This window comes from Micromonospora sp. NBC_01405, from assembly GCF_045040155.1.
Lineage (GTDB): Bacteria > Actinomycetota > Actinomycetes > Mycobacteriales > Micromonosporaceae > Micromonospora.
Window position 1 is genome coordinate 4,947,492 of the sequence record NZ_CP109532.1, and the last position, 15,298, is coordinate 4,962,789.

General features: G+C 70.5%; 6 protein-coding genes. 2 read left to right on the forward strand and 4 right to left on the reverse strand.

Going from position 1 to position 15,298, the window contains the following annotated elements; all coding sequences use genetic code 11:
- Positions 1-5: 5 nt before the first annotated feature.
- Complete coding sequence (gene pulA, locus OG559_RS21760; RefSeq protein ID WP_405106416.1) at positions 6-5,507, forward strand: pullulanase-type alpha-1,6-glucosidase; 5,502 nt, start codon at positions 6-8, stop codon at positions 5,505-5,507.
- A 183-nt stretch (positions 5,508-5,690) separates the two neighbouring features.
- Here the strand turns inward: pulA and OG559_RS21765 are convergent, their stop codons facing one another.
- From OG559_RS21765 to OG559_RS21775, 3 genes are all read right to left on the reverse strand, one after another.
- Positions 5,691-7,745, reverse strand: a complete 2,055-nt coding sequence (locus OG559_RS21765) for a hypothetical protein (protein WP_405106418.1) — start codon at positions 7,743-7,745, stop codon at positions 5,691-5,693.
- Between the two features lie 265 nt (positions 7,746-8,010).
- Positions 8,011-9,861, reverse strand: coding sequence for a hypothetical protein (locus OG559_RS21770; protein ID WP_405106420.1), 1,851 nt, complete (start codon positions 9,859-9,861; stop codon positions 8,011-8,013).
- Between the two features lie 326 nt (positions 9,862-10,187).
- Positions 10,188-11,669: an aminopeptidase P family protein gene (locus tag OG559_RS21775; protein ID WP_405106422.1), complete on the reverse strand. Its 1,482-nt coding sequence runs from the start codon at positions 11,667-11,669 to the stop codon at positions 10,188-10,190.
- A 111-nt stretch (positions 11,670-11,780) separates the two neighbouring features.
- Between OG559_RS21775 and asnB the strand changes: the two genes are divergently transcribed.
- Entirely contained in the window at positions 11,781-13,742 is a 1,962-nt protein-coding gene (asnB, locus tag OG559_RS21780) for an asparagine synthase (glutamine-hydrolyzing) (RefSeq protein WP_405106424.1), read from the forward strand.
- Between the two features lie 62 nt (positions 13,743-13,804).
- Here asnB and OG559_RS21785 read toward each other — a convergent pair whose 3' ends face one another.
- Positions 13,805-14,920: a lytic polysaccharide monooxygenase gene (locus tag OG559_RS21785; RefSeq protein ID WP_405106426.1), complete on the reverse strand. Its 1,116-nt coding sequence runs from the start codon at positions 14,918-14,920 to the stop codon at positions 13,805-13,807.
- Positions 14,921-15,298 lie beyond the last annotated feature (378 nt).

Consider the following 15,298-nt stretch of genomic DNA (forward strand, 5'->3'; position numbering starts at 1 on the left):
CGTCGATGAAACGCTCGCCGATGTCCCGTAAGGCGTTGCTCGCCTTGGTCTCCACCCTCACACTCGCCCTCGTCGGCACCCCCGTCGCCGCGCACCAGCTCGCCGCCGAGGCCGCCCCGAACCCGACCGGCACCGACCCTCTCGCCGCCGCCGGCGCGGTGCAGTGGCGCTCCGAACCCTCCGTCGAGGCCCTGCTGAAGGCAGGCTCCGGCGACGCCCGCGCCGAGCAGTTCTACTTCGTCCTGCCGGACCGGTTCGCCAACGGCGACCCGCGCAACGATTCCGGTGGGCTCGCCGGGGACCGGCTGAAGACCGGCCTCGACCCCAAGGACAAGGGCTTCTACCACGGCGGCGACCTCAAGGGGGTGCTGGACAAGCTCGACTACATCCAGGGGCTCGGCACCACGGCGATCTGGCTCGCCCCGATCTTCAAGAACCGGCCCGTGCAGGGCGCAGGCGCGGACGTGTCGGCCGGCTACCACGGCTACTGGATCACCGACTTCACCCAGGTCGACCCGCACTTCGGCACCAATGAGGAGCTGAAGAGGCTGGTCAAGCTCTCGCACCAGCGGGGCATCAAGGTGTACCTCGACGTCATCGTCAACCACACCGCCGACGTCATCAAGTACGCCGAGGGCAAGTACGCGTACATCGACAAGAAGACCGCGCCGTACACCGATGCGCGGGGGCGGGCCTTCGAGGACAGTAACTACGCCGACGGCAGCCGGGACTTCCCGAAGGTGAACACCGACTCCTTCCCGTACACCCCGGCCTTCGACACCCCGGCCGACGCGAAGGCCAAGGTCCCGGCGTGGCTCAACGACGCCACCATGTACCACAACCGGGGCGACTCGACCTTCTCCGGCGAGAACAGCGAGTACGGCGACTTCTACGGCCTGGACGACCTGTGGACCGAGCGCCCCGAGGTGGTGCGCGGCCTGACCAAGGTCTACGGCGACTGGATCGGCGGCACCGGCGTCGACGGGTTCCGCCTGGACACCGTCAAGCACACCAACCTGGAGTTCTGGCCGCAGTTCAGCCGGGGCATCCAGCGGGCCGCCGAAGCCGCCGGAAAGAAGGACTTCTTCATGTTCGGCGAGGTCTACAGTGCCGACCCGGAGATCACCTCCAGCTATGTGCGGCGTGGCGGCCTGCCGGCCACCCTCGACTTCGCCTTCCAGGAGGCGGCCCGGGGCTACACCGCCGCCGACGGCTCCGCGAAGGCGCTCGCCGACGTGTACGCCCGCGACGACCTCTACGCCTCCCGGGACACCGACGCCAACCGGCTGACCACCTTCCTCGGCAACCACGACATGGGCCGGATCGGTTCGTTCATCGCGGCCTCCGGCGGCGACGACGCCGCGCAGCTACGCCGCGACCAGCTCGCCCACCAGCTCATGTTTCTCACCCGGGGCCAGCCGGTGGTGTACTCCGGCGACGAGCAGGGCTTCACCGGCCCGGGCGGCGACAAGGACGCCCGGCAGGACATGTTCGCGTCGGAGGTGCCCGACTACCTCGACGACGACCTGATCGGGACCGACCGCACCCATGCCGGCGACCAGTTCGACCCGACGCACCCGCTCTACCGCACCATCGCCGAGCTGGGGCGGCTCCGGCAGGCCCACCCGGCGCTGCGCGACGGCGTCCAGGTCACCCGGTACGCCGCCGACGGGCCCGGCGTCTTCGCCTTCTCCCGGATCGACCCGAAGCGCCGCACCGAGTACGTCGTCGCCGTGAACAACGCCGGCACCGCGCAGACCGTCACCGTGGACACCTGGTCGGCCGGGGCGGCCTTCGCCGGGATCTACGGCGGCGCGGCGACCGCGACCGCCGGGGCCGACGGCAGGCTGGCCGTGACCGTGCCGGCGCTGTCCGCCGTGGTGTACCGGGCCGGCCAGGCGATCCCGCAGGCCGACGCGAAGCCGTCGATCGGCATCACCGCCCCCGCCCCGGACGCCCCGGTCGCCACCCGCGCCGCCGTCACCGCCCAGGTCACCGGCGATCCGCTGGCCACCGTCACCGTCGCCGCCCGGGTCGCCGGCGGCAGGTGGACGCTGCTGGGCAGCGCCCACCGGGCCCCGTACACCGTGCACCACGACCTGACCGGCCTGGCCGGCGGCACGCGGATCGAGTACAAGGCCGTCGTCCGCGACGGCAGGGGGCGCACCGCGAGCACCCGCTCCACCGCCACCGTCGGCACGCCGGCGCAGGGCGCGTCGCGGGACTGGGCGGTGGTGCACTACCAGCGCCCGGCCGGCGGGTACGACGACTGGGGTTTGTACGCCTGGGGCGACATCGACCCCGCGTACGTCACCGAGTGGCCGAAGGGGCAGCCGTTCGCCGGCGAGGACTCGTTCGGCCGGTTCGCCTGGGTGAAGCTGAAGCCGGGCGCGAAGTCGGTCGGCTTCCTGGTGGTCGACTCCGATGGGAACAAGGACGTCGCCAACGACCGGACCATCGACGTCACGCAAACTGGCGAGGTGTGGGTGAAACAGGGCGACGCCGCGCTCTACCCGACCCGGCAGGCGGCCACCGGCGAGCCGGATCCGCCGGTCGACGAGGGCACCGCGCTGATCCACTACCGCCGGGCCGACAACAACTACGACGGCTGGGGCCTGCACCTGTGGGACGGCGCGGCCAACCCGACCGAGTGGTCCGCCCCGCTCAAGCCGGAGCGGACCGACGCGTTCGGCGCGGTCTTCCGGGTGCCGCTGGCGGCCGGGGCCACCGGGCTGAGCTACATCATCCACAACGGCGACGCCAAGGACCTGCCGGACGACCAGCGGCTCGACTTCGCCGCGGCAGGCCGGGAGGTGTGGCTGCTCGCCGGCACGCCGGGCCGGCTGCTGCCGTCGACCTCGTCCGGGGCGTCCAGGGACGTGGACATCACCCAGCAAAAGGCACAGTGGATCGACCGGTCCACCGTGGCCTGGCAGGCCGGGCCCACCGACGGCCGGACGTACGCCCTGGCGGCCGCCCCGGCCGGCGGGCTGAGCGTCGTCGACGGGGAGCTGTCCGGGACGTACACCACGTTGCCGCTGCGGGCGCAGCGCAACGGGCTCACCGAGGCCCAGCGCGCGAAGCACCCGCACCTGTGGGCGTACCAGGCGTTCAGCCTGGACCGGGGCGACCTGGCGAAGGTCCCGGCGGCGCTGCGCGGGCAGCTCGTGGTGACCGAGCGGGACGCGCGGGGCGCGCTGCTCGGCGCGACCGGGGTGCAGGTCCCGGGCGTGCTCGACGACGTCTACGCCGCCGCCACCGAGGCGAGGCTCGGGGCGACCTTCGCCGGCGGGGTGCCCACCCTCGCGGTGTGGGCGCCCACCGCGCGGACGGTGGCGCTGGAACTGTTCGACTCGCCGACCGCCGCGCCGCGTACCGTGTCGATGCGCCGCGACGACCGCACCGGCGTCTGGTCGGCGCGCGGCGACCGGGGCTGGACCGGGAAGTACTACCGGTACCGGGTCGAGGCGTGGCAGCCGGCGGCGCAGAAGGTGGTCACCGCCTCGGTGACCGACCCGTACTCGGTGGCGCTCGCGCCGGACTCCACGCACAGCCAGGTCGTCGACCTGGCCGACCCGGCGCTGGCCCCGAGAGGGTGGGCGAACCTGCGCAAGCCTGCCGCGCCACCCGCCGCGAAGGCGCAGGTCCAGGAGGTTTCCGTCCGGGACTTCTCCATCGCCGACAGCACCGTGCCGGCCGAGCGGCGGGGCACCTACCTCGCCTTCACCGACCCGGACACGGCCGGGATGAGGCACCTGAGGGCGCTCGGCGGCGCCGGGGTCGACTACCTGCACCTGCTGCCGGCGTTCGACTTCGCCACCATCCCCGAGCGCCGGGCCGACCAGCGGCAGCCGGCCTGTGACCTGGCGAAGCTGCCCCCGGACTCCGACGAGCAGCAGAAGTGCGTGGCGGCGGTGGCGGAGTCCGACGGCTACAACTGGGGGTACGACCCGCTGCACTACACCGTGCCGGAGGGCGGCTACGCCGTCGACCCGGCCGGGGCGAAGCGGACCACCGAGTTCCGCCAGATGGTCGCCGGGGTCAACGGCGCCGGCCTGCGGGTGGTCATGGACGTGGTCTACAACCACACGTCGGCCTCGGGCACCGACGGCAAGTCGGTGCTCGACCAGGTCGTGCCGGGCTACTACCACCGGCTGCTGTCCGACGGTACGGTCGCCAACTCGACCTGCTGCGCGAACACCGCCCCCGAGCACGCCATGATGGGCAAGCTGGTGGTCGACTCCCTGGTCACCTGGGCGAAGCAGTACAAGGTGGACGGGTTCCGGTTCGACCTGATGGGCCACCACCCGAAGGCGAACATCCTGGCCGTGCGGGCCGCCCTGGACCGGCTCACCGTCGCCCGCGACGGCGTGGACGGGCAGAAGATCCTGCTGTACGGCGAGGGCTGGAACTTCGGCGAGGTGGCCGACGACGCCCGGTTCGTGCAGGCCACCCAGGCCAACATGGCGGGGACCGGGATCGGCACGTTCAACGACCGGCTCCGTGACGCGGTGCGCGGCGGCGGGCCGTTCGACCCGAACCCGCGGGTGCAGGGCTTCGCGTCGGGCCTGTTCACCGACCCCAACGGCGACCCGGTGAACGGGTCGGCTGCCGAGCAGAAGGCCCGGCTGCTGCACGCCCACGACCTGATCAAGGTCGGGCTGACGGGCAACCTGCGCGGCTACCGGTTCACCGACTCGGCCGGCCGGCAGGTCACCGGCGGCCAGGTCGACTACAACGGCTCGCCCGCCGGCTACACCGCCGCGCCGGGGGAGGCGGTCACCTACGTCGACGCGCACGACAACGAGATCCTGTACGACGCGTTGGCGTACAAGCTGCCGCAGGCCACCTCGGCGGCGGACCGGGCCCGGATGCAGGTGCTCGCCCTCTCCACGGTGGTGATGGGCCAGGGGACCGGGTTCGTGACGGCCGGCTCGGAACGGCTGCGCTCGAAGTCGCTGGACCGCAACTCGTACAACTCCGGTGACTGGTTCAACCAGATCCGCTGGGACTGCACCGAGGGCAACGGCTTCGGTGCCGGCCTCCCGCCGGCGGCGGACAACCAGGACAAGTGGCCGTACGCGAAGCCGCTGCTGGCCGATCCGTCGCTGGTGCCGGGCTGCGCGGCGATCGACCTGGCCGATGCCCGGTACGCGGAGTTGCTGCGTATCCGCGAGTCCTCGCCGGTGTTCGGGCTGGCCACCGCCGAGCAGGTGCAGAAGCGGGTCGCCTTCCCGCTCTCCGGCACCGCCGAGACCCCGGGCGTGCTCACCATGACCCTCGACACCCGCGGGCTCGACGGGAAGTGGCGGTCGGTGACCGTCGTCTTCAACGCCACCCCGGGGGCGGCGCGGCAGCGGGTCGCCGGGCTGCGCGGGGCGGACGTGGCGCTGCACCCGGTGCTGAGGGCCTCCGCCGACCCGGTGCTGCGCACCGCGTCGTTCGACCGGGGCACCGGAACCTTCACGGTGCCGGCGCGCAGCGTGGCGGTCTTCGTCCAGAGGTAGCCGTCGACCGACCGGCCCCCTTCCGTCCGTGGCGGAAGGGGGCCGGCCCGTGTCCGGCCCGTCGGCACCGGAGACGGCCGCCGGCCCCGCCCGGTGGGATCCGTGTGCGGATCCTTCCCGAGCGGGGCCGGTGGACTGCCCGTGGCCGGTGTCACCGTTGCCGGCTACCAGCCCTGCCTGCCGTCAGGCGAAGCAGTTGGGGATGTGGCCGGTGCAGTTGGTGGGGTCGTTGTCGATGACGATGGATTCGTCGTCGAGGCGGACTTTGCCGTCGTTGTTGACGATGCCGCCGGCGATGTCGTAGGGCTTGTTGGTGTCGGTGGCGGTGTTCTTGGTGATTTTGGTGTTGATGATGTTGACGTGGCCGCGGTTGTTGAAGATGCCGCCGCCGTTGCCGGCGGTGTTGCCCTTGACCTCGCTGTTGCGGAGGGTGAGGGTTGCGCGGTTGTCTTTGTTGGGGCCGGGTTTGAGGTCGGGGTCGCCGTTGAAGATGCCGCCGCCGCGGCGGCCGGCGGTGTTGCCGCGGATGGCGCTGTCGTCGATGGTGGCGCTGCCGCGGTCTTTGTTGTCGTCGTTGTCGTGTTCGGTGGTGGTTTTGGGCTTGTTGGTGGTGCTGGTGTTGAAGATGCCGCCGCCGTCTTGGCTGGCTTTGTTGTTGTCGATGGTGACGTGGCGGAGGTGGAGGTTGGTGTCGGTGGCGTAGATGCCGCCGCCGCTGTGGCAGGCGGTGTTGTCCTTGATGTCGGTGGAGGTGATGTCGAGGAAGCCGTTGGCGGTGTAGATGCCGCCGCCGTTGTGGTTGGCGGTGTTTCTGTTGATGGTGCTCTTGGTGATTTCGACGGTGCCGGTGGCGGTGGTGCCGATGGTGATTGTGGGTTCGTAGGTGTTGGTCTTGGGTTCGTGGGTGTTGCCGTTGGCGATGCCGCCGCCGTTTTTGCCGGCGGTGTTGTTGGTGATGTGGGATTCCTTGATCCTGAGGATGCCGGCGTTGAAGATGCCGCCGCCGTTTTCCTTGGCGTGGTTGTTTTCCACGGTGGTGCGGTCGAGGTGGACGCGGCCGAAGTTGGCGATGGCGCCGCCGTTGCCGCTGGCGTTGTTGTTGAACAGGTTGCTGTCTTCGAGGAAGGCGCTGCCGCCGGGCTTGACGAGGATCGCGCCGCCGTCGGCGCCCTCGTCGTAGGTGCCGGGCTTCGAACCCTCACCCGACTCACCCGACTCACCCGGCACGACCGGCACGGCCGGTGCGGCCGGTGCGGCCGGTGCGGCCGGTGCGGCCGGTGCGACCGGCGCGGCCGGCGCGGCTGGCATCCCCGGCATGACCGGCGCGGTTGGCGCGGCCGGAGTGGTCCCGGCAACCGGTGCGGCGACTGCCGGGTCCGGCTTGGCGGCCGGTGCGGCTACCGGTGCGGCGGCCGAATCTGCCTTGACCACCGGCGCGGCTGCCGGGCCCGGCTTGGCGGCCGGCTCTGCCTTGGCGGCCGGTGCGGCTGCCGGCTCTGGCTTGGCGGCCGGTGCGGTTGCCGGGTCTGGCTTGGCGGCCGGTGCGGTTGCCGGGTCTGGCTTGGTGCCGGTTGGTGGGGTGTCGGTCTTCGGTGGGGTGGTGTTGTCGGGTGTGGTGGGCCAGGGTTCTTGTTCCTTCTTCTTCTCGCGGGCGGCGTTGCCGTCCTTGACGGTGACGCCCTTGAGGGTGAGTTCGCCGCCTTCGCCGACGGTGAAGATGCGGAAGGCGTTGCTGGAGTCGCGCTTGATGATGGACTTGTCGCCCTTGATGGTGATCCGTTGGCGGATCGTGGGCAGGGCGGAGCCGTTCTTGCGGTCGTGGTCGCTGAGCTCGTACTTGCAGTCCCGGGCGAGTTTCAGCGTGCCGCCGAGTTCGTTGTTGGCCCGTACCACCGCTTCGACCAGCGCGTCGTCGTCGCAGGGCACCTCACGGACCCGGCCCTCCTCGTCACGCTCACCCCGGCCGTCCCGGTCCTTGTCCCGGTCCTTGTCGCGGTGCTCGTCACGAGCGTCCCTGCCGGGCCCGTCGTCCTTGACGACCTGCTCGGCGGTGGACCACTTGAGGTTGTCCAGCCGGTTCATTCCCGCCGCCCCCGCGCCGGTGGCGGCACCCACGGTGACGAGGCTGACAACGCCGGTCAGGCCGGCCACGCCGGTGGCGAGCCACAGCTTGCGGTGGCGCGGCGCCGCCCCGGTTTCCCGCGCCGTATCGGTGCTCTTCGGAAGGTAGTTGGACATCGGAGCTCTCTGCTCTCTCCTCGTACCAGACAAGGTGCTTCGCCATCGCGAGGCGCCTTGGCTACAAATCGGTTGTAGCTACTTAAGAACACCTTATGAGAATGTTCTTCGTAGCGCGGTCATATCCGAAGGAACCGCACATTAGGGGTACGGCACGCTCAGGCTGGCCCTAATCCGGACGTAGCTGTCGGGGCGCGAGGAGCCCCTCCCGCCGCCGGTCGGCGGTCGGAAGGGGCCCTGTCTCCGCTATGTGGTGCAGCCTCGGTCAGGCGAAGCAGTTGGGGATGTGGCCGGTGCAGTTGGTGGGGTCGTTGTCGATGACGATGGATTCGTCGTCGAGGCGGACTTTGCCGTCGTTGTTGACGATGCCGCCGGCGATGTCGTAGGGCTTGTTGGTGTCGGTGGCGGTGTTCTTGGTGATTTTGGTGTTGATGATGTTGACGTGGCCGCGGTTGTTGAAGATGCCGCCGCCGTTGCCGGCGGTGTTGCCCTTGACCTCGCTGTTGCGGAGGGTGAGGGTTGCGCGGTTGTCTTTGTTGGGGCCGGGTTTGAGGTCGGGGTCGCCGTTGAAGATGCCGCCGCCGCGGCGGCCGGCGGTGTTGCCGCGGATGGCGCTGTCGTCGATGGTGGCGCTGCCGCGGTCTTTGTTGTCGTCGTTGTCGTGTTCGGTGGTGGTTTTGGGCTTGTTGGTGGTGCTGGTGTTGAAGATGCCGCCGCCGTCTTGGCTGGCTTTGTTGTTGTCGATGGTGACGTGGCGGAGGTGGAGGTTGGTGTCGGTGGCGTAGATGCCGCCGCCGCTGTGGCAGGCGGTGTTGTCCTTGATGTCGGTGGAGGTGATGTCGAGGAAGCCGTTGGCGGTGTAGATGCCGCCGCCGTTGTGGTTGGCGGTGTTTCTGTTGATGGTGCTCTTGGTGATTTCGACGGTGCCGGTGGCGGTGGTGCCGATGGTGATTGTGGGTTCGTAGGTGTTGGTCTTGGGTTCGTGGGTGTTGCCGTTGGCGATGCCGCCGCCGTTTTTGCCGGCGGTGTTGTTGGTGATGTGGGATTCCTTGATCCTGAGGATGCCGGCGTTGAAGATGCCGCCGCCGTTTTCCTTGGCGTGGTTGTTTTCCACGGTGGTGCGGTCGAGGTGGACGCGGCCGAAGTTGGCGATGGCGCCGCCGTTGCCGCTGGCGTTGTTGTTGAACAGGTTGCTGTCTTCGAGGAAGGCGCTGCCGCCGGGCTTGACGAGGATCGCGCCGCCGTCGGCGCCCTCGTCGTAGGTGCCGGGCTTCGAACCCTCACCCGACTCACCCGACTCACCCGACTCACCGGACTCACCCGGCACGACCGGCACGACCGGCACGGCCGGCGCGACCGGTACGACCGGTACGACCGGTGCGGTTGCCGGGTCTGGCTTGGTGCCGGTCGGTGGGGTGTCGGTCTTCGGTGGGGTGGTGTTGTCGGGTGTGGTGGGCCAGGGTTCTTGTTCCTTCTTCTTCTCGCGGGCGGCGTTGCCGTCCTTGACGGTGACGCCCTTGAGGGTGAGTTCGCCGCCTTCGCCGACGGTGAAGATGCGGAAGGCGTTGCTGGAGTCGCGCTTGATGATGGACTTGTCGCCCTTGATGGTGATCCGTTGGCGGATCGTGGGCAGGGCGGAGCCGTTCTTGCGGTCGTGGTCGCTGAGTTCGTACTTGCAGTCCCGGGCGAGTTTCAGCGTGCCGCCGAGTTCGTTGTTGGCCCGTACCACCGCTTCGACCAGCGCGTCGTCGTCGCAGGGCACCTCACGGACCCGGCCCTCCTCGTCACGCTCACCCCGGCCGCCCCGGTCCTTGTCCCGGTCCTTGCCCGACCAGTCGTCCTGGCCGGACCACTCGGCGTCGCTCCAGTCGTCCTGCTTGCCGGGATCCTGGCCGTCGTTCTCCTTGCCGCGTTCCTCGTCGGCCCGGCCGGCGTCGCTGACGTTCTGCTTCGCGGTGGCCGAGTGCTGATCCGACAGTCGGTTCGCGTCGTCTGACTTGTCTTCGCGGGTGGCCAGTCCGCCGAGCGCCGCCAGACCGACGACGCCGGTCAGGCCGGCAACGCCGGTGGCGACCCAGAGAGCCCGCCGTCGTTTCGCCGGCGGGGTGGCGTGCACCCCGCCGCCGGGAGTCGTTTCGTCGTTGGACATCAGAACCTTCCGCCCTTTCCTGCTACCAGACGGGGCCGCACCGCCCGAAGGGGCGCGACCAGCTACAAATGGGTTGCAGCCTTCTGATCCCCACCGTATGAGAGCGTTCCTCACGAGGAGGACGTATCCGAAAAAACCCCGCATTGTTCTCGGATGGGACGGGAGTCCGCAGTCGGGCGATGCTGTGCACGAAGGTGCCGCAGGGGGAAACGGCGGCGGGCCCCGCCACCGGTGCGTCGACGGTCGAAACGTCGCGTACCGGCGGCGGAGCCCGCCGTGGTCGTACTTGAGGATCAGCCGGGCAGGCGCGGACCCGCCTCGCGCTGCTCGGCCAGCCACGTCTCCACCTCGTCGGCCCGGCGCGGCAGCCCGGCCGAGAGGTTGACCGCGCCGGTCGCGGTCACCAGCACGTCGTCCTCGATCCGGATGCCGATGCCGTGCAGCTCCTCGGGGACCAGCTCGTCCTCCGGCTGGAAGTACAGGCCCGGCTCGACGGTGAGCACGTAGCCCTCGCCGAGCGCGCCGTCGCGGTACGTCTCCTTGCGGGCGTTCGCGCAGTCGTGCACGTCGATGCCGAGCATGTGGCCGAAGCCGTGCAGCGTCCACCGGCGGTAGACCGTCGACTTCTCGTCCATCGCCTCGTCCACGCTCACCGGCAGCAGGCCCAGGTCGTGCAGGCCCTCGGCCAGCACCCGCATGCACGTCAGCTGGACGTCCTTGAACTGCACCCCCGGCCTGATGAGGTCGATGCCGGCCTGCTGGGAGGCGTACACGATGTCGTAGACCTGCCGCTGCAGCGGGGTGAACCGGCCGTCGACCGGGAACACCCGGGTCACGTCGGCGGTGTAGAGGTTGCGGTTCTCCACGCCCATGTCCATGAGCAGCAGCTCGCCCGGCCGGGTGACGCCGTGGTTGTGCACCCAGTGCAGGATCGTGGCGTGCTCGCCGGCCCCGACGATCGAGCCGTAGCCGACGTCGTTGCCGTCGTGCCGGGCGCGCAGCGCGAAGATCCCCTCCAGCAGCCGCTCGGAGACCGCCCGGTCGGCCGGCAGCACCCGGGCCACGTCCTCGAAGCCCCGCACCGTGGCGTCGATCGCGTCCTGGAGCTGGGCGATCTCCCACTCGTCCTTGACCAGCTTGGCCTCGGAGATCGCGATCGCCAGCTCCCGGTCCCGGGCGGGCTGCCCCTCCTCGCGCGGCCCGTCGTACGGGCGCACGGCCGAGTCCACCCGGGCGTCGAAGCCGCGCAGCACCCGGGTACGCCCCGGCGCCAGCTCGGCCAGCGCCGCGTCCAGCTCGGTCAGGTCGGCGGTGGGCAGGCCCAGCTCGGTCGACTTCTCGGCCAGGGTGTGCCGCCGGCCCACCCACAGCTCGCCGTGCCGGCTGCGGAAGAACTCGTCGGTCTCCCGGGAGGACCGGGGCCGCGTGTACAGGGTGGCGTCGTGCCCCGAGCCGTTCGGGCGCAGCACCAGCACGCCGTCCGGGTCGTGGTCGCCGGTCAGGTACGCGAAGTCGCTGCCCGGCCGGAACCGGTACTCGGTGTCGTTGGCGCGTACCTTCTCCTCGCCGGTGGGGATCACCAGCGTCTCGCCCGGGAAGGCCGCGGAGAGCGCGGCCCGCCGCTTGGCGTGGTTGGGCACCTCCACCCGGGGGCCGACCGGAAGGGCCGTGTCCCGCCAGCCCTGGCGCATGAACGACAGGAACGCCTCCGGGAAATCGGGGTCGTGTGACTCGGTGCCGTCCGTAGGCTGGTCGCCCGCCCGCTTCTCGCTCATGATCCGCTCCCTCCGCCAGGCCGCTGGCCCAGACGCTACCCCTCGCGCGCGGATGTGGGGTGCCTGCGGTGCCTGCGACGTCGGTCCCAGCCGCGTGGAAAGATGACCGGCATGTGCGGACTCCTGGCCTTCTTCAGCGCGAACGGCAACGCCGCCGCCCACCGCGACCACATCGCGGGGGCGTTGGAGTGCCTGCACCACCGCGGACCGGACGAGACAGGTGTCGAGGTGGTGGGCGACGCGACCGGCCAGTACGCGGACGGGGTGTTCGGGCACAAGCGGCTCGCGATCATCGACGTGGCGTCCAGCCACGAGCCGCTGCCGTACGCGGGCGGGCGCTACCTGCTGACCTTCAACGGCGAGATCTACAACTACATCGAGCTGCGCGACGAGCTGGTGCGCACCTACGGGGCCCAGTTCGCCACCGCCGGCGACGGCGAGGTGATCGTCGCCGGCTACCACTTCTGGGGCGAGCAGGTGCTCACCCGGCTGCGCGGCATGTTCGCGTTCGTGATCTGGGACCGGCAGGAGCGCCGCGCGTTCGGCGCCCGCGACTACTTCGGCATCAAGCCGCTGCACTACCTGGAGACCGCCGACGGGCTCTACCTCGCCTCGGAGAAGAAGGCGCTGCTGCCGTTCGCGCAGTCCGCGTACGCCGGGGACGCCGGGATCGACCCGGCGAACCTGAGCCACTACCTGACCCTCCAGTACGTTCCGGAGCCCGGCACCCTGCACCGGGGGATCAACCGGATCGGCTCGGGGGAGTACCTGACCTGGACCCCGGGTGGCCGGATCGACGTGCGCCGGTGGTACCGGCCGGTGTTCCGGCCGGCCCCGGTCAGCGACGAGCAGCGGCTCTACCACGAGATCCGGGAGACGCTGCGCGAGAGCGTCCGGGTGCACATGCGCTCGGACGTGCCGGTCGGCTCGTTCCTGTCCAGCGGCATCGACTCCACCGCCGTGGTCGCCCTGGCCCGGGAGTTCAACCCGCACATCCTCACCTTCACCGTCGGCTACGACGTCCCCGGGTACTCGGAGATCGACGTCGCCCAGGAGTCGGCCCAGCACCTCGACGTGACCATCATGCCGACCAAGATCGGGCCGCAGGACATGATCGACGCGCTGCCGAAGATCGTCTGGCACCTGGACGACCCGGTCGCCGACCCGGCGCTGGTGCCGCTGTACTTCGTGGCGAAGAAGGCCGCCGAGCACGTCACCGTGGTCCTCTCCGGCGAGGGCGCCGACGAGTTCTTCGGCGGGTACACCATCTACCGGGAGCCGCTCTCCCTCGGCACGGTCAACGGCCTGCCCGGCGGGGTGCAGAAGGGCCTGCGCGCGGTCTCGAAGGCCATCCCGCAGGGGGTGAAGGGCAAGAGCTTCCTGGAGCGCGGCACCACCCCGATCGAGGAGCGCTACTACGGCAACGCGCGGATGTTCACCGAGGAGGAGAAGCAGCACCTGATGCGCCGCTACGACCCCTCGGTGCGCTACACCGACGTCACCGCCCCGATCTACGCCGAGTGCACCGAGCTCGACGACGTCACCAAGATGCAGTACATCGACCTGTACACCTGGCTGCGCGGCGACATCCTGGTCAAGGCCGACCGGATCTCGATGGCGCACTCGCTGGAGGTGCGGGTGCCGTTCCTGGACCGGGCGGTGTTCGACGTGGCAGCCACCATCCCGGTGGACCTGAAGCTCCCGCCGCGCTCCGACGCCACCAAGTACGCCATGCGCCAGGCCCTCCAGGGCGTGGTGCCCCCGGCCATCGTCAACCGCAGAAAGCTCGGCTTCCCCACCCCGACGCGGGTGTGGCTGCGCGGCGAGATGTACGAGTGGGCCCGCTGGGTGATCTCCAACTCCGGCGCGGGCGAGCTGATCGACCTGTCGTACGCGATGCGGCTGCTGGAGGAGCACAAGCGGGAGGAGGCCGACAACTCCCGCAAGGTGTGGACGGTGCTGATCTTCTGCATCTGGCACGCGATCTTCGTGGCCAAGACGCTCGACCCGGGCATCCAGCGCAACCAGTCCGCGCTGCTGACCAAGCCGGTGGTCGGCTCCATGGTCCGCTGAGCCGGTGAGGGCGGTCCCCTGCCGCCGCGTGGCAGGGGACCGCCGTTCTCACCCGGGCGGGGTCACGCCCGGGCGCAGCTCACCGTGGGCAGGGCGTTGGCGCCGGGGCTGCTGGCGAGGAAGCCGAACGACGTCGTCCCCTCCGGGGCGACCGTGCCGTTCCAGGCCGCGTTGGTCACCGTGGTGGTCGACCCGGACGTGGTGTACGAGCCGTTCCACAGGCTGTTGACCGTCTGACCGCTGGGCCAGACCAGGGTCGCCTTCCAGCCGGCGAACGACGTCGCGCCGTGGTTCATGATCGTCACCTCGCCCTGGAATCCGCCGGACCAGGCGCCGACCACCTTGTAGACCGCCATGCAGTCCCCGCTGTGCGGCGGCGGCGTGGTCGGGCTCGGCGGCGGGCTGGTGGGGCTCGGCGGGGGAGTCGTCGGGCTCGGCGGCGGGGTGGTCGGGCTCGGCGAGCCGCCGTTGCCCACTCCGGTGACCTCGCCGTTGCCCCCGTCGAAGGCCACGTCGGAGCAGCCGAAGAAGTTCTCCTGGCTGTCGGAGCGGACCCAGCGTGAGTAGATGATGTGCCGGCCGCTCTTGTTCGACGGCAGGTTGCCGCTGAAGTAGTAGTGCCCCTCGTTGGTGCCCACCCCGCCGTTCTGCGGCGGGTTGGTCACCGTGAGGAAGGGCTGCTCCTCCAGGTCGCTCCAGGCCAGCGCCCGGGTCGGGCTCCAACTGTCCTTCGTCACGTAGAAGTAGAAGGTGCCCGGGTGGTGGGCCCAGTTGCTGTACTTGAAGTTGTGCCGGGCCCCGGCGGTCAGGTGGGTCAGCGGCCAGTCGGTGCGGGCCAGGTCGTACCCGGTGTAGCCGGGGTTTCCGCCGCTGCACAGCTTGCCGTCGGGGATGAAGCCGACGGTTCGGCCGCCAGCGTCGGAGCGCAGCACGCTGAACCAGTTGTACAGCGAGTTCGCCCCGCTCTGGGCGACCGCCGCCGTGCAGGCCGGGTTGATCGGCTTGATCTCACCGGTGGGGCTGAGGCCGTCCTTCCAGCACAGGTAGGTCCGGCTGCCGGGGGTCATCGCGGCGCCGTGCGCGACGGCGGGGTCGGGCCCCGCCGTCAGGGCGACGGCGCCCAGGAGAAGAGTGGTGGCCGCGGTGAGCAAGGCGGCCGTACGCGAACGGTGGGACACGGGTTCTCCTCACTCGCGGGACGCGGGCGCCCCGCGGGCAACGCGGGGCGGCAGCGCCGCCCGACGCGGATACGGCGGGCGAGGCGGACGTGCCCCGGCGGATGGCCGGCGTACGTGCGCCGTCGGCGGTCCGACTCGCGGACCGGTGCCCTCGCGTGGATGTGAACCCGGCGCCGGCGGCACGGCAGCCCCCGCACCGCCCGGCAAGCGCCATCCCACCACGGGACGCCGACGGCGCGCAATAGCTGTTGCTCGATGTGTCAGTAGGGGCAGGTGCGGCCTCCCAGTCCCTGCCCCGCACACCTGACTAAGCCAATACGGTGGCTTCGGCGCTCGTCACCTCGCGTACTGTGCCAGCCTGGTACCACAAGATCGCTC